Origin of the sequence: Comamonas sp. JUb58 (genome assembly GCF_004364775.1) — a bacterium.
GTDB lineage: Bacteria > Pseudomonadota > Gammaproteobacteria > Burkholderiales > Burkholderiaceae_C > Comamonas.
In genome coordinates, this window is record NZ_SOAL01000003.1 from 148,551 (window position 1) to 171,439 (window position 22,889).

The 22,889-nt window shown below is 64.4% G+C and carries 24 protein-coding genes; 15 read left to right on the plus strand and 9 right to left on the minus strand.

What is annotated here, in order from left to right; all coding sequences use genetic code 11:
• Nucleotides 1–20: 20 nt before the first annotated feature.
• The 4 genes from EDF71_RS04270 to EDF71_RS04285 all read right to left on the minus strand — a co-directional run bounded on the left by EDF71_RS04270 (nt 21) and on the right by EDF71_RS04285 (nt 4,675).
• Nucleotides 21–914, minus strand: a complete 894-nt coding sequence (locus tag EDF71_RS04270) for a LysR family transcriptional regulator (RefSeq protein ID WP_133855388.1) — start codon at nt 912–914, stop codon at nt 21–23.
• 236 nt (nt 915–1,150) lie between these two features.
• On the minus strand, nt 1,151–2,797 hold the full coding sequence (locus EDF71_RS04275) for an ATP-binding cassette domain-containing protein (RefSeq protein WP_133855389.1): 1,647 nt from the start codon (nt 2,795–2,797) through the stop codon (nt 1,151–1,153).
• Nucleotides 2,798–3,021: 224 nt separating this feature from the next.
• On the minus strand, nt 3,022–3,630 hold the full coding sequence (locus tag EDF71_RS04280) for a M17 family peptidase N-terminal domain-containing protein (RefSeq protein ID WP_133855390.1): 609 nt from the start codon (nt 3,628–3,630) through the stop codon (nt 3,022–3,024).
• Nucleotides 3,631–3,706: 76 nt separating this feature from the next.
• Nucleotides 3,707–4,675, minus strand: coding sequence for a LysR family transcriptional regulator (locus tag EDF71_RS04285; protein ID WP_133855391.1), 969 nt, complete (start codon nt 4,673–4,675; stop codon nt 3,707–3,709).
• Between the two features lie 81 nt (nt 4,676–4,756).
• Here EDF71_RS04285 and EDF71_RS04290 point away from each other — a divergent pair, with 81 nt between their 5' ends.
• The 14 genes from EDF71_RS04290 to EDF71_RS04355 all read left to right on the plus strand — a co-directional run bounded on the left by EDF71_RS04290 (nt 4,757) and on the right by EDF71_RS04355 (nt 17,291).
• Nucleotides 4,757–5,392: a DsbA family protein gene (locus EDF71_RS04290; RefSeq protein ID WP_133855392.1), complete on the plus strand. Its 636-nt coding sequence runs from the start codon at nt 4,757–4,759 to the stop codon at nt 5,390–5,392.
• 19 nt (nt 5,393–5,411) lie between these two features.
• Nucleotides 5,412–5,807, plus strand: coding sequence for a nuclear transport factor 2 family protein (locus EDF71_RS04295; RefSeq protein WP_133855393.1), 396 nt, complete (start codon nt 5,412–5,414; stop codon nt 5,805–5,807).
• On the plus strand, nt 5,804–6,097 hold the full coding sequence (locus EDF71_RS04300) for a hypothetical protein (RefSeq protein ID WP_133855394.1): 294 nt from the start codon (nt 5,804–5,806) through the stop codon (nt 6,095–6,097). The genes EDF71_RS04295 and EDF71_RS04300 overlap by 4 nt, the downstream gene beginning before the upstream one ends.
• 66 nt (nt 6,098–6,163) lie before the next feature.
• On the plus strand, nt 6,164–7,111 hold the full coding sequence (locus tag EDF71_RS04305; RefSeq protein WP_133855395.1) for an MBL fold metallo-hydrolase: 948 nt from the start codon (nt 6,164–6,166) through the stop codon (nt 7,109–7,111).
• 155 nt (nt 7,112–7,266) lie between these two features.
• On the plus strand, nt 7,267–9,075 hold the full coding sequence (lepA, locus tag EDF71_RS04310) for a translation elongation factor 4 (protein WP_133855396.1): 1,809 nt from the start codon (nt 7,267–7,269) through the stop codon (nt 9,073–9,075).
• A 26-nt stretch (nt 9,076–9,101) separates the two neighbouring features.
• Entirely contained in the window at nt 9,102–10,070 is a 969-nt protein-coding gene (lepB, locus tag EDF71_RS04315; RefSeq protein ID WP_133855397.1) for a signal peptidase I, read from the plus strand.
• Between the two features lie 25 nt (nt 10,071–10,095).
• Nucleotides 10,096–10,464, plus strand: a complete 369-nt coding sequence (locus EDF71_RS04320) for a DUF4845 domain-containing protein (RefSeq protein WP_133855398.1) — start codon at nt 10,096–10,098, stop codon at nt 10,462–10,464.
• Nucleotides 10,465–11,148 carry a ribonuclease III gene (rnc, locus tag EDF71_RS04325; protein WP_027010793.1) on the plus strand — a complete coding sequence of 228 codons (684 nt, stop codon included), beginning with the start codon at nt 10,465–10,467 and terminating at the stop codon, nt 11,146–11,148.
• A gap of 100 nt (nt 11,149–11,248) precedes the next feature.
• Nucleotides 11,249–12,232, plus strand: coding sequence for a GTPase Era (era, locus tag EDF71_RS04330; protein WP_133855505.1), 984 nt, complete (start codon nt 11,249–11,251; stop codon nt 12,230–12,232).
• A 118-nt stretch (nt 12,233–12,350) separates the two neighbouring features.
• The gene (recO, locus tag EDF71_RS04335) at nt 12,351–13,112 is read left to right on the plus strand and encodes a DNA repair protein RecO (RefSeq protein WP_133855399.1); all 762 of its coding nucleotides are present in this window, start codon (nt 12,351–12,353) and stop codon (nt 13,110–13,112) included.
• The gene (locus EDF71_RS04340; RefSeq protein WP_133855400.1) at nt 13,109–13,879 is read left to right on the plus strand and encodes a pyridoxine 5'-phosphate synthase; all 771 of its coding nucleotides are present in this window, start codon (nt 13,109–13,111) and stop codon (nt 13,877–13,879) included. The genes recO and EDF71_RS04340 overlap by 4 nt, the downstream gene beginning before the upstream one ends.
• Nucleotides 13,880–13,899: 20 nt before the next feature.
• The gene (gene acpS / locus EDF71_RS04345; RefSeq protein ID WP_021026432.1) at nt 13,900–14,292 is read left to right on the plus strand and encodes a holo-ACP synthase; all 393 of its coding nucleotides are present in this window, start codon (nt 13,900–13,902) and stop codon (nt 14,290–14,292) included.
• A gap of 55 nt (nt 14,293–14,347) precedes the next feature.
• Nucleotides 14,348–15,433: a beta-N-acetylhexosaminidase gene (nagZ, locus tag EDF71_RS04350; protein WP_133855401.1), complete on the plus strand. Its 1,086-nt coding sequence runs from the start codon at nt 14,348–14,350 to the stop codon at nt 15,431–15,433.
• 100 nt (nt 15,434–15,533) lie between these two features.
• Nucleotides 15,534–17,291, plus strand: a complete 1,758-nt coding sequence (locus EDF71_RS04355; protein ID WP_133855402.1) for an ABC transporter ATP-binding protein/permease — start codon at nt 15,534–15,536, stop codon at nt 17,289–17,291.
• 96 nt (nt 17,292–17,387) lie between these two features.
• On the opposite strand, the gene EDF71_RS04360 is transcribed toward EDF71_RS04355, so the two are convergent.
• From EDF71_RS04360 to lysS, 4 genes are all read right to left on the minus strand, one after another.
• Entirely contained in the window at nt 17,388–17,561 is a 174-nt protein-coding gene (locus EDF71_RS04360) for a DUF1328 domain-containing protein (RefSeq protein ID WP_021026435.1), read from the minus strand.
• A gap of 129 nt (nt 17,562–17,690) precedes the next feature.
• Nucleotides 17,691–18,314 carry a mechanosensitive ion channel family protein gene (locus EDF71_RS04365; RefSeq protein ID WP_133855403.1) on the minus strand — a complete coding sequence of 208 codons (624 nt, stop codon included), beginning with the start codon at nt 18,312–18,314 and terminating at the stop codon, nt 17,691–17,693.
• A gap of 81 nt (nt 18,315–18,395) precedes the next feature.
• Nucleotides 18,396–19,409 (minus strand): hypothetical protein, encoded by a 1,014-nt coding sequence (locus EDF71_RS04370; protein ID WP_133855404.1) that lies wholly within the window; start codon nt 19,407–19,409, stop codon nt 18,396–18,398.
• A 106-nt stretch (nt 19,410–19,515) separates the two neighbouring features.
• Nucleotides 19,516–21,057 carry a lysine--tRNA ligase gene (gene lysS / locus EDF71_RS04375; protein ID WP_133855405.1) on the minus strand — a complete coding sequence of 514 codons (1,542 nt, stop codon included), beginning with the start codon at nt 21,055–21,057 and terminating at the stop codon, nt 19,516–19,518.
• 253 nt (nt 21,058–21,310) lie between these two features.
• On the opposite strand from lysS, the gene EDF71_RS04380 reads away from it, so the two are divergent.
• Complete coding sequence (locus EDF71_RS04380) at nt 21,311–21,868, plus strand: YggT family protein (protein WP_133855406.1); 558 nt, start codon at nt 21,311–21,313, stop codon at nt 21,866–21,868.
• Between the two features lie 101 nt (nt 21,869–21,969).
• On the opposite strand, the gene accD is transcribed toward EDF71_RS04380, so the two are convergent.
• Entirely contained in the window at nt 21,970–22,842 is an 873-nt protein-coding gene (gene accD, locus EDF71_RS04385; protein WP_133855407.1) for an acetyl-CoA carboxylase, carboxyltransferase subunit beta, read from the minus strand.
• Nucleotides 22,843–22,889: the final 47 nt, after the last annotated feature.

Genomic DNA, 22,889 nt, shown 5'->3' on the forward strand with positions numbered 1-22,889 from the left:
CCCCTGTCAAACACAGGACATCAGCCCGGCAGCGCAAAGGCGGCCAGCACCGCCAGCACTGCAGCGGCTGCCGGGTTGTGGCTGCCATCGCGGCGGTGGGCCACGGCCATGGGGCGCATCAGGCGGGGCCAGAGATGGCGCACCTGCACGCCGGGCAGCTGCAGCTGGTCTTCGACCTCTTCGAGCGGCAGGATGACGGCGCTCTGGCTGGCAGCCGCCAGACTTTTGAGGGCACCGGGGTAGCTCAGGGTCAGAAAAGGCCGGGGGTGGTGGCCCGCCTGCCCGAACCAGCCGGCAATCAGCCCATGCATTTGCGTGGCCGGTGCAAACGAGGCCCAGCGCTTGTCGGCCAGCCAGTCCGGCGTCACCCGCTTGGGCGCCTTCCAGGCAGCGGGCAGCAGCACCACCATCGGGTCATTGCGCCAGAGCGTCAGCACAATCTCGGCGCTGCTGGGCTGGGGGCTGGCCACAATCGCCACATCCAGCGAGCCGGCACGCAGGCGCTGCATCGCATCGGCCGATCCCACCGCTTCGAGCTTGACTTCCACCCCCGGGCTGCGGCTGCTCAGCTGCTCCAGCATCATCGGCAGCAAGCGGGTACTGACCCCTGCCGACACGCCCACCTTGACCAGGCCTTCGCGGCCGCTGGCGCGGCGCTGCACCAGGTCAATCAGCTCGTCGCTGGACTCGAGCAGCTTGCGGCCATGGGCCACCAGCAGCTCGCCCGCTGCTGTGAGCACCGCCTGGCGCCGGCCGCGCAGCAGCAGGGCGGTGTCCATGCGCGTTTCCAGCTCCTTGATGTGCAGGCTGATGGCCGGTGGGGACAGGTGCAGCGCCTGCGCCGCTGCTGCAAAGGTGCCCAGATCGGCAATGGCGACCAAGGTTTGCACCTGGTCCAGGTTGAGGTTTCGCATCAGTTTTTCTGAAGTGAATGCTTAGGAAATTCAACTTTACAGAAGTCTGGCCGAGGCCGAGCATCGGTGTCCATGCAAAAACCTCGACCACTTCCTGACTTCTTGCCCCATCCGCCCCCTCGGGTGGCCAAGTTGCCACTCCGCTGGTTGGCCCAGCGCTGGCATCGCTGGCTGGACCTGTGCCAGCGTGCCGAGCGCCGCATCAGCGAGAACTTCCGGGTGCCGCCGGGCGGTGGCTAGGTCTCTGTGCGGTTTTTCCATGGCTCCATCTGCCAGCGGTCGCCATCGAATGCCAGCCGATGCGTCAAGTCCAGCGCATCGAGCAGCGCCTCATCGTGCGAGACAAGTACCAGGCAGCCGGGGTAGCTGCGCAGCATCTGCTCCAGCGCTTGCAGCGCCGGCAGGTCCAGGTGGTTGTCCGGCTCGTCCAGCAGCAGCAGCTGCGCGGGCGCATCGCGGTACAGCGCGCAGGCCATAGTGGCTTTGAGCCGTTCGCCACCGCTGAGCTGGCCGCTGGGCTGCAGAATGCAGCGCGCATCCAGCCCCAGCTGCGCCAGGCGCATGCGCAGTACGCCTTCCGGCGTCTGCTGGTTGCCTTGCTGCAGCTGGGACAGCAGGCTGCGCGCCGGGTCGAGCAGGCTTTGCTGCTGGTCCAGCATGGCCCAGGGCACATGCAGCTGGCGCTGGCCTGCGCCAGGCGCCAGCTGGCCCGCCAGGATCTGCAGCAGACTGCTTTTGCCGCAGCCGTTGGGCCCCGTGATGGCCAGGCGCTGGCCGGCGCGCAGCTGCAGGTTCAGCGGCTCGGTGCCCGCTAGGCGGGGGGACTGCAGGTCCTGCAATTCGGCAACCAGGGCATCGCTGCTGCGGCCCCGGTCAAAGGCTTCGGGTGGCACCTGCCAGTGGATGGGGCCGGCCTGCCAATCGATGGCCTGGGCGGCTTCGCTGACGCGGGCGTTCAAGGCCTCACGGGCAGCGGCATGCTGGGCCACCAGCTTGCCCGAGGTGGCCTCGGCGCGCTGCTTGGCGCGGCCCAGCAGGATCTTGGCCTGGTTGGCTTGCTTGCCCTGTTGGTCGCCCCGCGCCTGTTTGCGTTGCTGGCGCTCCTGCTGGCCCTGCAGCGCTTGTTCGCTGCGTTTGCGCTCCTGCTTGCTGCGGGCCAGCGTATCCAGCGCATGCTGCGCGCGCTGCTGCTGCGCCTGCTGGTAGCCGCCGAAGGAGCCGCTGTACATGCTCAGGCCTTGGCTGCTCAGCTCGGCGATCACTTCCATCTGGGCGAGCAGGCGCCGGTCATGGCTGATCAGCAGCAGGCCGCCGGGCCAGTGCTGCAGGCGCTGCGCCAGTGCGGCGCGGCCAGCGGCATCCAGGTGGTTGCTGGGCTCGTCCAGAATCAGAAAATCGGCCTGCGCCAGTTGCGCGCCCAAGAGCGCCACGCGCATGGCCTGGCCGCCGCTCAGCGTGTGGGCCGGGGTTTCGGCGGGCAGGGCGGGCAAGCCGCTGTCCTGCAGCAGGGTCTGGAACTGCTGGCGCAGATCCCAGCGCTCGGCCAGCAGCGCAAAGTCCTGCGGGTCGCTGCTGCCTTGCTCGATGCGATCCAAGGCGGCCAGCGCAGGAGCCAGGCTGGCCAGCTCGGCAATGCTTTGCGCGGGGTGTTGCACCAGCAGGTTTTGCGCCAGGTAGTGGATACGGCCTGGGCGGCTGATGCGGCCGCTAGTGGGCTCCAGCGTGCCAGCCAGCAACTGGGCCAGCACCGTTTTGCCGACGCCATTGCGGCCGACCAGCGCGGTGTGCTGGCGGTCAAAGCGGGCGTGGAGATCGGAAAAAAGCGGCCGGCCTTGCGGCAGCGAATAGGAGACGCCATGCAGCGCCAAATGTGTGTCTGTCATACCAGTGCGAAATCATCGATGCCGAACATCCCCGAGCCATGGCTGGTGAGCCTGCAGCCTTGGCACCTGTTGGACAGGGCAGCCGCTGCGATCAAGGGGCGGGACGTGGGCCGTCAGCAAGACGGCAGCATCAATAGCGCATGGGTAGAAGACCTCGCACAGGTAAAGAAGCGGCCGATTGTATGCCGCATGGCGCAGCGGTCAAGGCCGCTGCGGCCAGACCCTCAGCCCATCATGGATGCAAAGGCCTGCTGGTACTGCTGCAGCTTGTGCGGGAAGTGGGCCGCGCCGGTGTCGAACACCCAGTGCTCGATCGCAGGCGTGGGCGCCAGCCCCAGGCTGTGCAGCTGCTGCAAGGCATCGAGCTGGGTTTTGAAGCCATGCAGCATGGGGCCGTTGACATCTTCGTCGGAATGGATGCCAGTGTCCAGAATGCTGGGCGCTATCGCCACGCTGCGCGCGCCACGCAGATGGCCCACCCGCAGTGCGCAGGCCACGGCGGCCGCGCTGGTGGCGGGGCTCCAGTCTTCGGGGTGGCCCATGCCGATCACCAGGATGGCGGGGGCTTGCGCGGCGCCTGCCGGTGGTGTGATCAACAGCGTCTCCAGCGGCTGGGCGCGGAAGGCGCCATCGCGCCGGGCCTGGGCCAACTGGCCGCCCAGGGCTGCATCGAGGTTGGCCAGGCCGCCTGCCATGGGCTGGTGGTCCACCTCATGCGTGAACATGCAGGCGCAGGACAGATCAACCTGCGCGCCGGTGGCATCCACGGTCACCAGTTCCAGGCGCACACCACGGTACTGTCCGATATCGCCACGTTCTACTGCTGCTGCCATTGGGGGAATCTCCTGTCAGATGGGGTGGTACTGCGGCGGGCTGCCGCAGGGGTCTCGGCCCATCCTAACAAGCGCATCAACCGGGTGCTGTGGGAGGGACTCCAAATTCAGCGTCTTGCTGCGCCAGCTGCTCCTGCAGCAGTTCGACAAAGGCGCGCACCTTCACCGGGCGAAAGCGCGCGGCCGGGAACACCGCATGGATGCCGCCCGAGGGCAGCTTCCAGTCGGGCAGCACCTGCAGCAGCCGGCCACTGTGCAGGTCGTCGGCGACGGCATAGTCGGGCAGCACCGACAGGCCTGCGCCATGGCGCACGGCCTCGCGCACGGCCATCGTGGCGTTGAGCGACAGGACAGAGGGCATGCTGACGTTCTGGCGCTCCAGGGCGGTGCGCGAAAAGCTCCAGTGCAGGGGATCGCGCAGCGCGGTGTTGGCCACAAAGGGCAGGGTGGCCAGCTGTTGCGGCTCCTGCACGCTGGCAAGCTGCTGGGCCCAGGCGGATGAGGCCACCAGCAGCTGGCGGAAGCTGCCAATCTGGCGCGCCTGCAGATGGAGCTCGGTCAGCCAGCCCACGCGGATGGCCAGCTCCACCTTGCCGTCCATCAGGTCCAGCGATTGGTCGCTGAGCGAGGCATCGACCTTGCACTGCGGGTAGCGGCGGCAGAAGGCAGTGATGGCCGGCACGATGGCGGCGATGCCGTAATCGAGCGGTGCCGTCAGCCGCAAGGTACCTGAGGGGGCCTCGGCCCCCTGGGCCAGCTCGTCAAAGGCATCGGCTGCCTCCTTGAGGATCAGCGCGCAACGCTGGTAGAAGGCCTGGCCCGCATCGGTGGGCACCACCTTGCGGGTGCTGCGCGTCAGCAGGCTGGTACGGAAGTCGGCCTCCAGCCGCGCCACCTGCTGGCTGACCACGGCCTTGGTGATGCCCAGGCGCTCGGCGGCGGCCGTGAAGCTGCCGGTTTCCACCACGGCGCTGAAATAGGCCAGGCGCTTGAGGTTGGAGAAATTGCCGATCGCCGCATCGTCCAGATTGTTTGCTTTTTGCATACGAGTTATCTATTTGATTGCGGTTTATTTGTCAATCCGCCTTGGCTACGATGGCTGCATTGCCAACGATTTGGAATCCATATGCAACGCCTGTACTACATCTTTGATCCTCTTTGCGGCTGGTGCTATGGCGCGGGCCCGGTGCTGGACAGCCTGGCGCAGCAAGCGGGCGAGCAGCTGCAATTGCTGCCCAGCGGTCTTTTCTCGGGCGAAGGCGCCCGCCCCATGGATGAGGCCTTTGCCGCCTATGCCTGGAGCAATGACCAGCGCATCGAGCGCCTGACCGGCCAGCCTTTCAGCCCGCGTTATCGCAGCGAGGTGCTGGAGAAGCCGCAGCAGATGTTTGACAGCGGCCCGGCCACAGTGGCGCTGACTGCCGTGCACCTGACTGCGCCTGAGCGTGAAGCCGAGGCGCTCAAGGCCATCCAGCATGCGCGCTATGTGGATGGGCTGGACAACACGGCCATCCCCGTGTTGCTGGAGCTGCTGCGCGGCCTGGGCCTGAACGACGCTGCCGCCCGCCTGGCCCAGCCTGATGCCGCCTTGATGGACGCCAACAACAGCCGCATGGCCCAGGCCCGGCAACTGATGCGCCAGCTGGGCGCCCAGGGTGTGCCCAGCTTTGTGTTGGAGCGCGATGGCCAGCGCCAGCTGCTGAACGCGAGCGCCGCTTTCTCCAACCCCGAGGCCTTTGTGGCGCAGTGCCTGTCCGCCTGACTCTGTACGGAGACTCTGTATGACCACCAGCAACCTGGACACCATCCGTGCCACCTATGAAGGCAGCCCCGAGGACAACGCCCGCCATTTGATGGCGGCGCTGGCGCCCGAGGTGCTGTGGATCGAGGCGGCCGGATCGCCCTATGCAGGCGCGTATGTGGGCGCGGCGCAGATTGTGGCCGGCGTGTTTGCGCGCCTGGGCAGCGACTGGGCGGACTTCCGCGTGCAAGTGCACAGCTACCTGGCCGATGGCGACCGGGTGGCCGCCTTTGGCCACTATGCCGGCACCCACCGCGCCAGTGGCCGGGCGATGGAGGCGAGCTTTTCGCACCTCTACCAGCTGCGCGATGGCCAGATCATCCGCATGGAGCAGGTGGTGGACAGCGCCGCCATGCGCCAGGCGATGCAGCCATGACCGCCGTGCAGACGCCGGACGAACTGCGCCAGTTGCAAGTGCTGGCAGCCCAGCTGCAAGCGGGCGACTGGCATGCCGCCCACGATGGCGTGCAGCCCATCCCCGGCCTGCTGGCCGCCTGGTTGCACGGCATTGTGCATTTGCAGGAAGGCGATCTGGAAGACGCCGAGAACTGGTACGAGCGGGCAGGCAAACGCTTTCGCCAGCGCGAAAGCCTGGCGCAGGAACTGGCCCAGCTGCAGGCCGCCCTTGTGCAAGCAATGGCAGAGGGCCCTGCTGCCGATGCCTGAATCACCGGGTTGCAGCCTTGTCTGCACCCACCTTTGTTGAATCCCTTTTTGAAAGCAAACAAGACCATGAAGCAACGCTACTACGCCCTGTCCGCCTGCGCATTGGCTGCCGCCCTGTTGGTGGGCTGTGACCGCAGCAGCACATCGGCGCCTGCTGCGCCAGCCGCCAGCGCGCCCGCAGCAACCGCGCCGGCCGACACCCAACAGGCCGCACTGACCACCGAGGTCTTCAACCCGGGTGAGCAAGCGATCTTTGCCGTGTCGTCGGTGCTGGTGCAGGGCAAGACTGAAGTGCTGCTGATCGATGCGCAGTTCTCGGCCGAGCAGGCACGCAAGCTGGCCGACAAGATCAAGGCCACCGGCAAGCGCCTGACGACCATCTATATCAGCCATGGCGACCCGGACTTCTACTTTGGTCTGGACACCCTGCAGGCCGCTTTCCCAGAAGCCAAGATTCTGGCCACGCCGCAGACCATTGCCCATATCGAGGCCACCAAGGACGAGAAGCTCAAGGTCTGGGGCCCGCAGCTGGGCGAGAACGCGCCCAAGCAGCTGGTGCTGCCCCAGCCGCTGCAGGGCGACAGCCTGCAGGTGGATGGCCAGACCTTGCAGCTGATTGGCCTTGATGGCCCGACGCCGGACCGCACGGTGGTCTGGATTCCGTCGATCAAGACGGTGGCAGGTGGCATCCCGGTGATGGCCGGTGAGCATGTCTGGATGGCCGACACCCAGACGCCGCAGTCGCACAGCGACTGGCTGGCCACGCTGGCGCGCATCAAGGCGCTGGGCCCGGAGGTGGTGATCCCCGGCCACTTTGCCGGCGCGATGCCCGCTGGCACGGCGGCTGTGGACTTTACCGCCGACTACATCCGCGCCTTTGACGAGGAAACGGCCAAGGCCAAGGACGGCGCGGCGCTGGAAGCGGCGATGAAGCAGCGCTTTCCCAACCTGGGCGGCCTGGAAGGCCTGGCACTGAGCGCCAAGGTGGCCAAGGGCGAGATGCAGTGGCATTGATCCAACGCCGCTAAGGCCTGCAGCACGGCACCCCGGCGGGATCGGCTATCCCCGCCGGGGTGCATTGCTTTTTGCCTACAATGCGTGTTTTGGCTGGAATCTCCAGCCCCTTTGGCGTGCGCGCCAGATTCCAGGCCTTTTTCCGTTGTTTGTTAATGCAGCACATTCGTAATTTTTCCATCATTGCCCATATTGACCATGGCAAGTCGACCTTGGCGGACCGCCTGATCCAATATTGCGGAGGCTTGGCCGAGCGCGACATGGAGGCGCAGGTGCTGGACTCGATGGACATCGAGAAAGAGCGCGGTATCACCATCAAGGCGCAGACCGCCGCCTTGCAGTACAAGGCCAAGGACGGCAAGGTCTACAACCTGAACCTGATCGACACCCCCGGCCACGTGGACTTCTCCTATGAAGTCTCGCGTTCGCTGTCGGCCTGCGAAGGCGCGCTGCTGGTGGTCGATGCCTCTCAGGGCGTGGAAGCGCAGACGGTGGCCAACTGCTACACCGCGCTGGACCTGGGCGTGGAAGTGTTCGCCGTGCTCAACAAGATGGATCTGCCCAATGCAGACCCGGACAATGCCAAGGCCGAGATCGAGGACGTGATCGGCATTGATGCCAGCGACGCGATTCCCTGCTCGGCCAAGACCGGCATGGGCATTGAAGAAATTCTGGAAGCCGTGGTGGCCAAGGTGCCGCCACCCAAGGGTGCGCCCGAAGCGCCTCTGCGGGCGATGATCGTGGACAGCTGGTTTGACCCCTATGTGGGCGTCGTGATGCTGGTGCGCGTGGTCGATGGCCAGCTCAAGAAGAATGAGCGCTTCAAGATGATGGCCACCGGTGCGGCCTATGAAGCCAACAGCCTGGGCGTTTTCACGCCCGCCAATGAGCCGCGCGATGTGCTCAAGGCCGGTGAGGTGGGCTACATCATTGCCGGCATCAAGGAGCTGAAGGCCGCCAAGGTGGGTGACACCATCACCCTGGAAAAGAAGCTGCCCAACAACCTGGGCCCCGCCAGCGCGCCGCTGCCGGGCTTCAAGGAAGTCAAATCCCAGGTGTTTGCCGGCCTGTACCCGACCGAGGCCTCCGAATACGACCAGCTGCGTGATGCGCTGGAAAAACTGCAGCTCAACGATGCAGCGCTGCAGTACGAGCCCGAAGTGTCGCAGGCGCTGGGCTTTGGCTTCCGTTGCGGCTTCCTGGGCCTGCTGCACATGGAAATCGTGCAGGAGCGCCTGGAGCGCGAGTTCGACCAGGACCTGATCACCACCGCGCCCAGCGTGGTCTACCAGGTGCTCAAGGCCGATGGCGAGATCATCGATGTGGAAAACCCCTCGAAGATGCCCGATGCCGGCCGTCTGGAAGAAGTGCGGGAACCGATCGTGACCGTGCACCTCTATATGCCCCAGGACTATGTGGGCCCGGTGATGACCTTGGCGAACCAGAAGCGCGGTGTCCAGATGGACATGGCCTACCACGGCCGCCAGGTGATGCTCACCTATGAGATGCCGCTGGGCGAAATCGTGCTGGACTTCTTTGACAAGCTCAAATCGGTCTCGCGCGGCTATGCCTCGATGGACTACGAGTTCAAGGAATACCGGGCTTCTGACGTTGTCAAGGTCGACATTCTGCTCAACGGCGAAAAGGTGGACGCACTGTCCATCATCGTGCACCGTTCGCAGTCGGTCTACCGGGGTCGTGCGGTGGTGGCCAAGATGCGCGAAATCATCAGCCGCCAGATGTTCGATGTGGCGATCCAGGCGGCGATTGGTGCCAACATCATCGCCCGCGAAACCGTCAAGGCGATGCGCAAGAACGTGCTGGCCAAGTGCTATGGTGGCGACATCACGCGTAAGCGCAAGCTGCTGGAAAAGCAGAAGGCCGGTAAGAAGCGCATGAAACAGATCGGCTCGGTCGAAGTGCCCCAAGAGGCATTCCTGGCGATTCTGCAAGTGGACGATTAAGAAGAGAAGAAGCCAAAAGCAAAGCTATGCAACTCCTGACAACACTGATTCTGGCCGCCTTTGTGGCCTATATGGGCGCCTGGTACAGCGGCGCGATCGAAGGCAATTTTGCACTGCTGCTGTTTTTGGCCACGGTGATCACCGGCGCCTACTGGCTGGCGGAGCGCTTTTACTTCTTCCCCCGGCGCCAGGCGGCTGCTGCGCAGCTGGAGGTCTCGGCGGCTGAGCGGCGCAAGCAGCTCGATGCCCAGGGTATCGACAAGGTCGATGGCGATGATCTGCAAGAGGGCAAGACCCGCTTGTTGATGCAGCCCTGGTGGCTGGACTGGACCGCTGGCCTGTTCCCGGTGATCGCCGTGGTCTTCGTGCTGCGCTCCTTCCTGTTCGAGCCCTTCAAAATTCCGTCGGGGTCGATGATCCCCACCTTGCAGATCGGCGACCTGATCCTGGTCAACAAGTTCACCTACGGCGTGCGTCTGCCGGTGATCAACAAGAAGATCACCGAAGGCAATGCTCCCAAGCGCGGCGATGTGATGGTGTTCCGCTACCCACCACAGCCCAGCATGGACTACATCAAACGTGTGGTCGGTGTGCCTGGTGACGAGGTGGCCTACATCAACAAGCGCCTGACCATCAATGGCAAGGTCGTGCCGACCACCAACCAGCCCGATTACTTCGAGCAGGATGCGATGCGCTACTTCAAGCAGATTGAAGAGCAGCTGGGTGACAAGCCACACCGCTCCATCATCAACCCGGACGTGCCCAATTTCGTCCAGGGCGTGACGGACTTCAAGTACAAGGAAAACTGCCGCTACAGTGTGGAAGGCGTGACCTGCAAGGTGCCCGAAGGCCATTACTTCATGATGGGCGACAACCGCGACAACTCGTTGGATTCCCGTTACTGGGGCTTTGTGCCAGATGCCAATATTGTCGGCCGGGCCTTCTTTGTCTGGATGAATTTCGGTAACATCAAGCGTATCGGACCGTTTAACTAAAAAAGTTTTCTAAGAGGGATTGACTATGCAGGCTATGAAACACGCACCACGACACCGCCAACGCGGCATGTCGTTCATCGGTGTGGTGCTCTGGGGTTTCATCATCGTGGCTCTGGCCATTGTGGGCAGCAAGGCAGTCCCTGTCGTGATCGAGAACATGAACATCAAGAAGGCAGCGGTCAAGGCCGCGCGCCAGGGCACGACGGTGCAGGAAGTGCGCGCCAGCTACGAGCGTTCGCAGGCGATTGATGACATGACCTCGGTCAAACCCAGTGATTTGGAAGTGACCAAGGACACGGACGGCAAGATTGTGGTGTCGTACAGCTACGAGCGGGACATTCCGCTGTACGGACCCGTCTTTCTGGTCTTCCGTTTTAACGATAGTGTGAAGTAGGTGGAATCAGAACTCAGTCGATTGCAGGAACGCCTGCAGTATTCTTTTGCGAACGGTGCGTTGCTGCAGCGAGCGGTAACGCACCGTAGTTTTTGTGCGGATCACAATGAGCGCCTGGAGTTTCTGGGTGACTCGGTGCTGGGCCTGGCGGTGTCGACGATGCTGTTCCAGAAGCTCAAGGGCACCCCGGAGGGCGAGCTTTCGCGCATGCGTGCCAACCTGGTCAAGCAAGACACCTTGCACCAGATTGCACTGCGCCTGCAGCTGGCCAAGGTGCTGCGCCTGGGCGAAGGCGAGTCCAAATCGGGCGGGCGCGAGCGCCCCTCGATCCTTGCCGATGCGGTCGAGGCGATTATTGGAGCGGTTTACTTGGATGCCGGCTATACGCAGGCCGAGGCGATCGTGCATCATCTCTACGAGCGTGTAGAGATCTCGCAGCATATGCCCGCCGCGTCCAAGGATGCCAAGACGGCGCTGCAGGAGTGGCTGCAGGCACGCAAGAAATCGGTGCCGGAGTATGTGGTGACCGGCACAACCGGGGCTGCGCATGCGCAGACCTTCCATGTCGACTGCGTGGTGCCGGCCTTCCAGGCCCGCAGCGAAGGCGCTGGCGCATCGCGCCGTGCAGCCGAGCAGGCGGCAGCCGCCATCATGTTGCAACAACTGCAGACCCAGCATCGCTAAGCTTTTTATGACCTCGAAAAAAACCCCATCTCCAAGCGCTGCTGGCCAAGAACCTGCAGAGCTCTTGCCTTCGGGCCAGACCCTCTCTGACCTGGACGCGATGCTGGCAGCCGCCAAGCCCGGTGCGACCGTGGCCCGCGTCAGCGCCCCCGATGCCGAGCAGGCCGAGGCGCCCGCCGCGCCCACCGGCCCGCAGCGCTGCGGCCTGATTGCCATCGTCGGCAAGCCCAACGTGGGCAAGTCCACCTTGATGAATGCGCTGGTTGGCCAGAAGATCTCGATCACCTCGCGCAAGGCGCAGACCACGCGCCACCGTATCACCGGTATCCGCACAAAGGACAACACCCAGTTCGTCTTTGTCGATACGCCCGGTTTCCAGACCCGCCATTCGCGTGCCTTGAACAAGTCGCTCAACAAGACGGTGATGGGCGCCATCGGCGATGTGGACCTGATCCTGTTTGTGGTGGAAGCGGGCAGCTTCACCCTGGCCGATGCCAAGGTGCTGTCGCTGTTCAAGCCCGGCATTCCGACCCTGCTGATCGCCAACAAGCTCGACACCGTGCACCGCCGCCATGAGATTGCGCCCTGGCTGCGCGACATGCAGGAGCGCCATCCCTTTGCCGAGTTCGTGCCGATGTCGGCCAAGAACAAGGGCGATATCGATCGCCTGTTCGGCATCTGCGAAAAATACCTGCCTGAGCAGGCCTGGTTCTATGGACCGGAAGAGCTGACCGACCGCAGCGAGAAGTTCCTGGCGTCCGAGACCGTGCGCGAAAAGCTCTTCCGCTTTACCGGCGATGAGCTGCCCTACACCTCGACGGTGGTCATCGACAAGTTCGACGAAGAGCCCAGCAAGACGCATGGCCGCTTCATGCGCATTGCCGCGACCATCGTTGTCGAGCGCGATGGCCACAAGGCCATGGTGATTGGCGAGAAGGGCGAAAAGCTCAAGCGCATCAGCACCGAAGCACGCCAGGAGCTGGAAAAGCTGCTCAATGCCAAGGTGTTCCTGGAAGTCTGGGTCAAGGTCAAGTCCGGCTGGGCCGATGACGAGGCCCGGGTCAAGTCCTTCGGCTACGAATAAGCGCCAAGGGGCGCAACACCGGCGCACAGCAGCCTGCTGTGCCCGGCTGGCTCGCAGCGCCTTGTACCTGACCTCTTCTGTGGCCCCACCGGGGTCACGTACTGCAACCCCCTGAGCCATGGCTGTCAAGCGCGTCAACGAGGAACCGGCCTACATCCTGCACCGGTACGACTGGAGCGAATCCAGCCTGGTGCTGGAGTGCTTTACCCGGCACCGGGGACGCGTGGCCCTGGTCGCCAAGGGCGTCAAAAAACCCACCTCCAATTTTCGGCCGGTGCTGCTGGCCTTGCAGCCGTTGCGCCTGTCCTGGGGCATTGCGGGCGAGGGCGCCTCGGACATCCACACGCTCAAAAGCGCCGAATGGGTCGGCGGCCACACCATGCCGGTGGGCGGTGGCCTGCTCTCGGGCCTCTACCTCAATGAGCTGCTGATGCGCCTGCTGGCGCGTGAAGACCCCTTTGCCAACCTGTTCGACATCTATGCCGGCGTGGTGCGGGTGCTGGCCACCGACCATGGCGAGGTGCTCGAACCGGTGCTGCGCGCCTTTGAGCTGCTGCTGCTGCGTGAGCTGGGCCTGCTGCCATCGCTGGCGGCGCAAACCCTGTCGCTGCAGCCGCTGCAAGCCAGCACCCGCTATGTGCTGGTGCCCGATGCCGGCCTGCGCGAGGCCCATGGGCAGGACAGGGCAGGGCTCAGCGGTGCACAATGGGAAGGCCTGGAGGAAGCGCTGTCCGCAGCAAACCCCTATCCTGCGGTCCTGAGGGCTTGCGTGTTGTGCGCCGGAGAGTTAAAAGTTCAGTTGCGTACGCTGCTGCAACACCATTGTGGTCAGCCGGTATTGCGTACGCGCCAGTTGATGATGGATATCCAATCACTATGACTACCCCCGTGAAAACTGCCCTGTCTATCAACCTCAACAAGGTGGCACTGGTGCGTAACACCCGCCATCTGGACATCCCCAGCGTGACGCGTGCGGCACGTCTGTGCCTGGAAGCGGGCGCGCAGGGGATCACCGTGCACCCGCGCCCGGACGAGCGCCACATCCGCCCTGGCGATGTGGAGAAGCTGGCGGACGTGATCGCCACCTGGCCGGTCAAGCGCGAGTACAACATCGAAGGCAATCCTTTCCAGAACCTGATGGGCTATGTGCGCCAGTACCGTCCGCACCAGGCCACCTTTGTGCCTGATGGCGAAGACCAGTTCACCAGCGACCATGGCTGGAACTTTCCGCAGGATGCCGAGCGCCTCAAGCCCCTGATTGACGAGTGCAAGGCTTTGGGCGTGCGCGTGAGCCTGTTCATGGACCCGATCCCGGAGCAGATGGTCGCTGCCAAGGCCGTGGGCGCCGACCGGGTCGAGCTGTACACCGAGCCCTATGCGGCCGCCTTTGGCACGCCCGAGCAAGGCACGCAGCTGGCGCGCTACGTGGCTGCTGCCAAGGCCGCACAGGCCGTCGGCCTGGGCGTCAATGCCGGCCATGACCTGAGCCTGCGCAACCTCACTCCCTTTGTGACCCATGTGCCCCAGGTGCTGGAAGTGTCGATCGGCCACGCCTTTGTGACCGATGCGCTGGAGATGGGCTACGCCGAAGCCGTGCGCGCCTACCGCCGCTCGCTCGATGCCCGCGCCGATGGCGTGCTGCTCTAAGCCCGCAGGTTGGTGACAGCATGATCTACGGTATTGGCACCGACATCTGCGACATCCGCCGCATCCGCGCGACCCTGGAGCGCCAGGGCGAGCGCTTTGCCCACAAGGTGCTGGCCGAGGGCGAACTGGCCGTCTGGCGCCGCCGCAGCGAGCGCTGGCCCGACCGGGGCGTGCGCTACATGGCCACGCGCTTTTCGGCCAAGGAGGCCTTCAGCAAGGCCGTGGGCCTGGGCATGCGCATGCCGATGACCTGGCGCAATTGCGAGGTCATCAACCTGCCCAGCGGCAAGCCCGGCATCCGGCTGCATGGCGAGCTGGCGACCTGGTTCGAGGCGCAAGGGCTGACCGCCCATATCACCGTGACCGACGAGGTCGACTACGCCGCCAGCTTTTGCGTGGTCGAGAAGCTCTGACTCCCGATTTCTCGGGCCCTGCCGGGCCCGTTTCTGACTTTTCCGCACCCCTCCCATGCACGCTCCTCTGATCATTGATATCGCCGGCAAGGCCCTGACCGATGCCGACCGCGCCCGCCTGGCCCACCCGCTGGTCGGGGGCATCATCCTGTTTGCCCGCAACTGGGAGAGCCGCTCGGCGCTGGTGCAGCTGTGCGCGCAGATCAAGGCCATCAAGCCCGATCTGCTGATCTGTGTGGACCATGAAGGCGGGCGCGTGCAGCGCTTCCGTACGGATGGCTTCACGCACCTGCCATCGATGCGGCATTTTGGCCAGATGTGGATGGACGACGGCGAAGGCAGCAAGCACCGCCCGGGCAGCGGCGCAATGCGGGCGATGAATGCCGCCACCGCTGCCGGCTATGTGCTGGGCGCCGAGTTGCGGGCCTGCGCGGTGGATTTCAGCTTCACCCCGGTGCTGGATCTGGACTATGGTGAAAGCTCGGTCATCGGTGACCGCAGCTTTCACCGCGACCCGCGCGTGGTGGCGATGCTGGCCAAGAGCCTCATGCATGGCCTGCTGCAGGCGGGCATGGGCAACTGCGGCAAGCATTTCCCCGGCCATGGCTTTGTCAAGGCCGATTCGCATGTCGATATCCCCGTTGATGGGCGCAGCCTGAGCGCCATCCTGGCCGAGGATGCCGCGCCTTACCCCTGGCTGAGCAGCGTGCTGACGGCCGTGATGCCCGCGCATGTGATTTATCCCAAGGTGGACAAGCGCCCGGCCGGCTTCAGCGAGAAATGGCTCAAGGACGTGCTGCGCAGCCGCCTGCGCTACGACGGTGCGATCTTCAGCGATGACCTGAGCATGGAGGGCGCGCGCCGCATCAATGGCAGCCTGATCAGCTATACCGAAGCCGCGCTGGCCGCCTTGTCTGCCGGCTGCGACATGGTGCTGCTGTGCAACCAGAGCCTGGGCCTGGGCGCCCATGTGGATGAGCTGCTCGACGGCATGGACGACGCGCTGCGCAGTGGCCGCTGGCAGCCGGACGAGGATTCGGAATCGCGCCGCCTGGCGCTGCTGCCCGAGACCGTGCCCCAGCCCTGGGATGAGCTGATGCGCCAGCCGGCCTACCAGGACGCGCTGGACCTGCTGGGCTGAGCGGGAAGGGCTCCTACGTTGCTGGCTGAGGTGGCGCTTTAAGCCTCGCCTCAGCCCCGTCCTCTAGATTGCTCTCTGACCCCACGAATGGCAGAGAGCTATGCCCCTTCACAACCCCTTGCGCCGCGTGGCGCTGGCCGGCCGCGAGGCCCTGGCGCTGACGCGGCCGTATTTTGTATCCGAGGACAAGGTCCGCGCCTGGGGCCTGCTGGCCGCCATCGTCGCGCTCAACTTGGCTGCCGTGTTCATGCTGGTGCAGATCAACAGCTGGAACCGCGTGTTCTACGATGCGCTGCAGAACAAGCAGGCCGATGTGTTCTGGCACCAGCTCTGGCGCTTTCTGTGGCTGGCGCTGGTCTACATCGTCATTGCGGTCTACAAGTTCTACCTCACCCAGCTGCTGCAGTGGCACTGGCGCCGCTGGCTGACCGAGCACCTGCAAGGCCGCTGGCTGGCTAACAAAGCCTTCTACCGCATGGAGCTGGGTCGCTACAGCGGCAGCCAGCAGATGCCGGACAACCCCGACCAGCGCATCCAGGAAGACATCAACCTGTTCAGCAGCTACACGGTGGCGCTCAGCATGGGGCTGCTCAACGCCCTCGTCACCTTTGTCAGCTTTGTCGGCATCCTCTGGGGGCTGAGTGCTGCGATGGACCTGAACCTGCCTGCCGTGCTGGGCGGCGGCAGCCTGCATATTCCCGGCTTCATGGTCTGGATGGCCGTCGTGTACTGCCTGGTCGGCAGTGCGATATCGCTGTGGCTGGGCAAGCCGCAGGTGGGCCTGAATATCCAGCAACAGCGCCTGGAGGCCAACTACCGCCACCACATGATCCGCGTGCGCGAGCATGCCGAAGCCATTGCGATGGACGGCGGCGAGCGGGTGGAGGGCGAGCAGCTGCGCCTGCGCTTTGGCGATGTGCTGGGCAACTACCTGCTGCTGATCCGCCAGCAAAAGAAGCTCGCCTGGTTCACCAATTTCTTTGGCCAGGCTGCCGTGGTGTTTCCCTTCATCATTGCCGCGCCACGCTTTTTCAGCGGCGCCATCCAGCTGGGCCAGCTGATGCAGATTGCCTCGGCCTTCAACCAAGTGCAGGATTCGCTCAGCTGGATCGTCAACAACTACAGCGATATAGCGGCCTGGCGCGCCACCACGCGGCGGCTGGCGAGCTTTGAGGCCGGCCTGCAGGCCCAGGCCCAAGCCCAGGGTCCGTCGCTGGAGGCGGCTGACCATCTGCAAACCCAGGGCCTGCATGTGGCGCTGCCCGATGGCCGGGTGGTCATAGAGGATGCGGCAGTGCAGCTGGGCGCAGGCCAGGATGTGCTGATCAGCGGGCGCTCGGGCAGTGGCAAGTCCACCTTGCTGCGCAGCCTGGCCGGCATCTGGCCCTTTGCGCGCGGCCGGGTGCAGCGGCCTATGGACAGCATGTTCATTGCGCAGCGCCCTTATTTCCCCGATGGCAGTCTGCGCCAGGCCTTGGCCTACCCGCAGCCAGCAACTGACTATGGCGATGCCCAACTGCAGGCGGCCTTGCGTGCCGCGCAGCTGGAGCTGCTGGTGGAGCGGCTTGATGAGACCGCCGCCTGGAACGCCGTGCTATCGGGCGGGGAGCAGCAGCGCCTGGCGATTGCGCGGGTCTTGCTCAAACGCCCGGCCTGGGTGTTTGCCGATGAGGCCACCAGCGCGCTGGACCAGGCGACCGAGGCCGAGGTCTATGCGGAGCTGGTGGCGCTGGTGCGAGAACGCGGCGGATCGCTGGTGTCGGTCGCCCACCGCGACAGCGTGCAGGCCTTCCATGGCGGGCGCTGGCAGCTGGATCCGGCGCAGCATACGGTGCTGCCGGCTTCTGCAGCGCGCTAGGCTACATCGCCTGCTGCGTTTGACCCGCTGGCGCTGGGCCAAAAAAATGCCTGCACAAGGCAGGCATTTATCAGCGTTAGCTGTTGAAGGTGGACGTCAGGCGACGGCGCCGACACCCAGCAGGGCGATCACCAGGAAGATGACCGTGATGGCGATGAAGATGAAGAAAAGGATCTTCGCAATACCCGCCGCGCCGGAGGCAACCCCGGTAAAGCCGAACACACCGGCCAGCAACGAGATCACCGCAAAAATAATGGCCCACTTAAGCATCGAACACCTCCTGTTGTCATGTGATGGCTTGATCTTAAGCAGGGGTGCGATGCAGAGCCGTGGGCCGAAGATGTAAGTAGAGGTAGGCTGGCGCTGACAGCGCTGGCGACCGCCTCCAACGGGGTCGTATCAAGGCACGGCGGGCGTGTCTGCTGGTGGGGCAGGGCTGGCTTCTGGTGGCTGCTGCGGGGGCGGATCGTCGGTCCAGCGGCGCACCACTTTCTGGAAGATGTGGGTGTTGGGGATCTGCAGCACCACGCTCTGGCTGCGGTCCGCCGCAAAGTCTTCGATGGTGGTGTAGAGCATGTTGATATCGACCACCCGGCCCTTGGCGCCGGGCTTGTCTAGGCCGTCGAGCACCTCGATGTAATCGCCCAGCCGGTAGGGCCGCACGGTGAAGATCAGCACCGCGCAGAAGAAGTTGGACAGCACGCTCCAAGCAGCGAAGAAGGCCACCGCGCCGACAGCCGCAAAGCCGGAGAAGGCCGTCCACAGCACCGTGGCGCTGACCCCCAGGCGCTCCAGAATCAACAGGCAGGTGCCGCCAATGATGAGCCAGCGCACCAGGCCCTTGATGGGCACGGCCAGCTCCAGCGGCCAGTGGTAGTGTTGGGCCATGCGGGTGATGAGCTTGCGGGTGACATAGTTGAGCGTGATGGCCAGCAGCAGGATCAGGGTGATCTGTATCGCGGGCACGATGATGTCCACCCATTCGGTGGCCCATTCGGGAATCAGAAGTTTGAGTCGGTTCATGGCGGGAGCGGAGCGTGCCACGGGCGCTGAAGGGGCCCGTGCGGGGAGATGCGCTGATTATCGGCGACGACGGAGCGGGGTTCAGGCCAGCGGCAGCTGTCTTTGCTGGGCGCGGCAGGCCTCGTCATGCCAATCGACCAGGGCCTGGATGTCCATGCCCATGCGGGCCTGGCCCAGTTGCGCGATGAACTGGCAGGCGCTGTACTGCGCCGCTTGCTTGTCGTAGGCATGCGTCCAGTCCGCCCGGGCTGCCATTTGGCTGGGCGCCACCGGCCAGCGCCGCACCTGCGGGCTGGGGCCGGACAGGCCCATGCGCCAGGGCTTGCCGGTCACGCGGGCGCGAAAGCACTGCTGCTGCAGGCAGAGGCGCTGGTAGATCGGATCGACCTGCAAGGCGGAGAACAGCGCCTGCACCGCGCTGTCAGCCGGGCGCATGGCCTGGTGGGTGACGATGATGCGCAGCCCCTTGGGCGTGCTGTAAACGCGTAGACCCCAGTCGGGGTGCTGCTGGCTGAAGGCGGTGACCCGCTCCAGCGCCAACTGCCGGGGATCGGCGCTGCCGGCCTGTTTTTGGCGCAGGTTCAGCCAGCGCCGCAGCCATAGCACCAGGACCACGATTCCGCCCGCCAGCACCGCCATCGCAGGCAGCACGCCGCCCTGCGCAAAGATGACCAGGCCTGCAGCCAGCGCAATGACCGCCGCGACCAGCAGCGCTGTCGCACTGGGGGGCTTTGGCTTTGGCGGGAAGTCCATGTCGGCGATGGCGACATCAGGCGTGTTGAGGCAGTGCGCGCCGTAGCTGTTGCGCGTCATCACCGTCTGGCCGCGCTGGCCCAGAATCTCTTCCCGGATGGGGGTCTGGCCGTTCAGCCCATATTCACCGAGCCGCTCCATGCGCTGAAAGCTGGCATCGAGGTTGCGCAGCTGCGGGGCGCTGAGCACCTGGTCGAGTGCAGCCTGGGCGCGCTGCTGGGCATGGGCTTGTGCGGCATCAGGGCTTTGGTCGGACCAGCCCCAGCGTTGAACGGTGGCGCCATGGCGCGGGCTGGTTTCATGGCGCAGGCGTGCTTGCGCCCAGTAACGGGGTATCTGCATGCAGGCCAGTATATCGGTGGCGGCCGGCCATGAAAAAGCGGCACAGGCTCTGGGCAGAACCTGTGCCGCTGGGCGCTGCTGCCAGGCCCTCGGCCTGCCGGGCGCTTTATTGCTCCCGGCGCAGCGCGGGGAACAGGATGATGTCGCGGATGCTGGCGCTGTCGGTCAGCAGCATCATGAAGCGGTCGATACCGATGCCGCAGCCGCCGGTGGGGGGCATGCCGTACTCGAGCGCGCGCACAAAGTCGTGGTCGTAGTACATGGCTTCGTCATCGCCGCCATCCTTGGCAGCCACCTGGGCGTTGAAGCGCGCGGCCTGGTCTTCGGCATCGTTCAGCTCGGAGAAGCCGTTGCCGAATTCGCGGCCGGTGATGTAGAGCTCAAAGCGCTCGGTCACTTCGGGGCGGTCATCGTTGGCGCGGGCCAGCGGGCTGATCTCGGTCGGGTGCTCCATGATGAAGGTGGGGTTCCAGAGCTTGTCTTCGACCACTTCCTCGAAGTACAGCACCTGCAGGCTGGCCAGGGTGCGGCCCGCCAGCTTGTCCTTCTCTTCCTTCATGCCCAGCTTCTTCAGGGCATTGGTGAGCCATTCGCGGTTGCCCACGTTCTCGCCAGCATCGGTGTACTTGACGATGGCTTCGGTGATGGTCAGGCGCTCGAAAGGCTTGGTCAGGTCCACCGGCTTGCCGCCATAGGTCAGCTCCAAGGTGCCCACGGCCTTCATCGCGGCGTCGCGGATCAGCGCTTCGGTGTAGTCCATCAGGTCGCGGTAGTTCCAGTAGGCCGCGTAGAACTCCATCATCGTGAACTCAGGGTTGTGGCGTACCGACACCCCTTCGTTGCGGAAGTTGCGGTTGATCTCGAACACGCGCTCGAAGCCACCGACGATCAGGCGCTTGAGGTAGAGCTCAGGGGCGATGCGCAGGTACATCTCCTGGTCCAGCGCATTGTGGTGGGTGATGAAGGGCTTGGCATTGGCACCGCCGGGGATGGGGTGCAGCATGGGGGTCTCGACTTCGAGGAAGCCGTGCTCGACCATGAACTCACGGATGCCGGACACCGCCTTGGAGCGGGCCACAAAGCGCTTGCGTGCCTCTTCGTCGGTCATCAGATCGACATAGCGCTGGCGCACCTTCTGCTCCAGATCGGCCATGCCGTGGAACTTGTCGGGCATGGGGCGCAAGCTCTTGGTGAGCATGCGGATCTTGGTCACCTTGATCGACAGCTCGCCGGTCTTGGTCTTCATCAGCTGGCCTTCTGCACCGATGATGTCGCCCAGATCCCATTTCTTGAAATCGGCGTACAGCTCTTCGCCCACCGCATCGCGGGTGACGTAGAGCTGGATACGGCCGGTGGCATCCTGCACGGTGGCAAAGCTGGCCTTGCCCATCACGCGCTTGAGCATCATGCGGCCGCCAACGCTGACCGTCAGTGCGGCAGCGTCCAGGTCGGCGGCGTCCTTCTCGGCATGGGCCGCAATCAGGTCAGCTGCGCGGTCGGCGGGCTTGAAGTCGTTGGGGAAAGCCACACCTTTGCCTTGGCGCTGTGCTTCGCGCAGGGCTTTGAGTTTTTCGCGGCGCTCGGCAATCAGTTGGTTTTCGTCGTGCGCAACCGGCGCGGTCTCGGGAGTGGTGTGGTTTTCAGACATGAAGAGGCCAGCATTGCGCTGGTAAACGGCCAAAACCTGTCATTTTAAGATTTTTAGCGTGCCCTGTGCCGGCAAAAGCCGTAGTGTCCGACTGCTGCACCGCTTTTCGTCCCTGGCGCACTGGGGGATTTGCTGGCGCCGGCCTCGGTCGCGGCTCTAGAATATGAGCTTCAAGCCCTTTGTCATTGGCCTGCCAGCTTCATTTTTAATAGCAAATTCGCATTCTCGGGATGGCTCCCGACTGGAAACACCGATGCTTTTTCAAATCCTGTCCCTGCTGCTCAATATCGCAGGTGGTCTGCTGACCGGCGCCTGCCTGCTGCGCTGGTACATGCAGTACCAGCGCGTCTCCTTCAACAATCCGCTGGGGCAGTTGGTGCTGGCGCTGACCAGCTGGATGGTGCTGCCGCTGCGCAAAGTCACCAAGGGCCTGCCCGGCGGCGACTGGGCCAGCATCCTGGGCGCCTGGCTGGTGCAGGTGGTCCAGTTTGTGCTGCTCTGGCTGGTCTCAGGCGGCCTGGCATCGCTGCTGTCGGTGCTGGTGGTGGCCACCATTGGCGTGGCCAATATCGCCATCTCCACGATGGTGGTGGTGACTCTGGTGCATGCGGTGCTGTCCTGGCTGTCCTCGGGCAATGCGGTGATGAATGCCGTGTTCTACCAGCTCACCGCCCCGCTGCTGCGCCCTCTGCGCAAGATCATTCCGCTGATGGGTGGCGTGGATCTGTCGCCCATCGTGCTGCTGGTGGGCTTGCAGATCATCTCCATCATGCTGGCCCACCTGCAATCCCGGCTGCTGATGGCCGTGTGATGCAGCCCTTGTGGGGCGCAAGCCCGGACGTGAAAAAACCGCCATAGGCGGTTTTTTTGTGGGGGTAGCGATCCTCAACAGGCCGCTGGGTGCGGGGCCGATCAGGCCACGGCGTCAGCGGGCAGGCGCTGCAGCATGGCCAGGCTGCTGGCAATGCGGTCGCGCAGCTCGCGGCGGTCGACAATCATGTCCACGCCACCCTTTTGTTGCAGGAACTCGGCGCGCTGGAAACCCTCTGGCAGCTTCACACGCACGGTGTTCTCGATCACGCGCGGGCCGGCAAAGCCAATCAGCGCCTTGGGTTCGGCCATGACGATATCGCCCATGAAGGCAAAACCGGCAGACACGCCACCCATGGTCGGATCGGTCAGCACGCTGATGTAGGGCAGGCCCTTCTTGGCAAAGCGGGTCAGCGCGGCATTGGTCTTGGCCATCTGCATCAGGCTGAGCAGGCCTTCCTGCATGCGCGCGCCACCGGTGGCGGTGAAGCACACAAACGGCACCTTTTGCTCGATGGCGGTTTCGACGCCGCGCACAAAGCGCTCGCCGACGACCGAGCCCATCGAGCCGCCCATGAATTCAAACTCGAAGCAGGCGACCACCAGGTTGACGCTCTTGACCGAGCCGCCCATGACCACCAGGGCATCGGTCTCGCCGGTGTTCTCCAGCGCTTCCTTGAGGCGTTCGGGGTACTTGCGGCTGTCCTTGAACTTCAGCGCATCGACGGGCAGCACTTCCTGGCCAATCTCGTAGCGGCCTTCGGCGTCGAGGAACTGGTTCAGGCGCGCGCGCGCCGACATGCGGTGGTGGTGGCTGCACTTGGGGCAGACATTGAAGTTGTGCTCCAGGTCGGCCTTGTACAGCACGGCTTCGCATGCAGGGCACTTGATCCACAGACCTTCGGGCATCTGGCGACGCTCGGCCGGGTCGGTGTGCTGGATCTTGGCGGGTAACAGTTTCTCTAGCCAGGACATGGTTGTTTTCCTTTGCTCTCGCACTCATGGGGCTGTGCACTGCACAG

Coding starts and splice junctions, on each gene's coding strand:
- EDF71_RS04270 (WP_133855388.1), bottom strand. CDS start 914: ATGCGAAACCTCAACCTGGACCAGGTGCAAACCTTGGTCGCCATTGCC.
- EDF71_RS04275 (WP_133855389.1), bottom strand. CDS start 2,797: ATGACAGACACACATTTGGCGCTGCATGGCGTCTCCTATTCGCTGCCG.
- EDF71_RS04280 (WP_133855390.1), bottom strand. CDS start 3,630: ATGGCAGCAGCAGTAGAACGTGGCGATATCGGACAGTACCGTGGTGTG.
- EDF71_RS04285 (WP_133855391.1), bottom strand. CDS start 4,675: ATGCAAAAAGCAAACAATCTGGACGATGCGGCGATCGGCAATTTCTCC.
- EDF71_RS04290 (WP_133855392.1), top strand. CDS start 4,757: ATGCAACGCCTGTACTACATCTTTGATCCTCTTTGCGGCTGGTGCTAT.
- EDF71_RS04295 (WP_133855393.1), top strand. CDS start 5,412: ATGACCACCAGCAACCTGGACACCATCCGTGCCACCTATGAAGGCAGC.
- EDF71_RS04300 (WP_133855394.1), top strand. CDS start 5,804: ATGACCGCCGTGCAGACGCCGGACGAACTGCGCCAGTTGCAAGTGCTG.
- EDF71_RS04305 (WP_133855395.1), top strand. CDS start 6,164: ATGAAGCAACGCTACTACGCCCTGTCCGCCTGCGCATTGGCTGCCGCC.
- lepA (WP_133855396.1), top strand. CDS start 7,267: ATGCAGCACATTCGTAATTTTTCCATCATTGCCCATATTGACCATGGC.
- lepB (WP_133855397.1), top strand. CDS start 9,102: ATGCAACTCCTGACAACACTGATTCTGGCCGCCTTTGTGGCCTATATG.
- EDF71_RS04320 (WP_133855398.1), top strand. CDS start 10,096: ATGCAGGCTATGAAACACGCACCACGACACCGCCAACGCGGCATGTCG.
- era (WP_133855505.1), top strand. CDS start 11,249: ATGCTGGCAGCCGCCAAGCCCGGTGCGACCGTGGCCCGCGTCAGCGCC.
- recO (WP_133855399.1), top strand. CDS start 12,351: ATGGCTGTCAAGCGCGTCAACGAGGAACCGGCCTACATCCTGCACCGG.
- EDF71_RS04340 (WP_133855400.1), top strand. CDS start 13,109: ATGACTACCCCCGTGAAAACTGCCCTGTCTATCAACCTCAACAAGGTG.
- acpS (WP_021026432.1), top strand. CDS start 13,900: ATGATCTACGGTATTGGCACCGACATCTGCGACATCCGCCGCATCCGC.
- nagZ (WP_133855401.1), top strand. CDS start 14,348: ATGCACGCTCCTCTGATCATTGATATCGCCGGCAAGGCCCTGACCGAT.
- EDF71_RS04355 (WP_133855402.1), top strand. CDS start 15,534: ATGCCCCTTCACAACCCCTTGCGCCGCGTGGCGCTGGCCGGCCGCGAG.
- EDF71_RS04360 (WP_021026435.1), bottom strand. CDS start 17,561: ATGCTTAAGTGGGCCATTATTTTTGCGGTGATCTCGTTGCTGGCCGGT.
- EDF71_RS04365 (WP_133855403.1), bottom strand. CDS start 18,314: ATGAACCGACTCAAACTTCTGATTCCCGAATGGGCCACCGAATGGGTG.
- EDF71_RS04370 (WP_133855404.1), bottom strand. CDS start 19,409: ATGCAGATACCCCGTTACTGGGCGCAAGCACGCCTGCGCCATGAAACC.
- lysS (WP_133855405.1), bottom strand. CDS start 21,057: ATGTCTGAAAACCACACCACTCCCGAGACCGCGCCGGTTGCGCACGAC.
- EDF71_RS04380 (WP_133855406.1), top strand. CDS start 21,311: ATGCTTTTTCAAATCCTGTCCCTGCTGCTCAATATCGCAGGTGGTCTG.
- accD (WP_133855407.1), bottom strand. CDS start 22,842: ATGTCCTGGCTAGAGAAACTGTTACCCGCCAAGATCCAGCACACCGAC.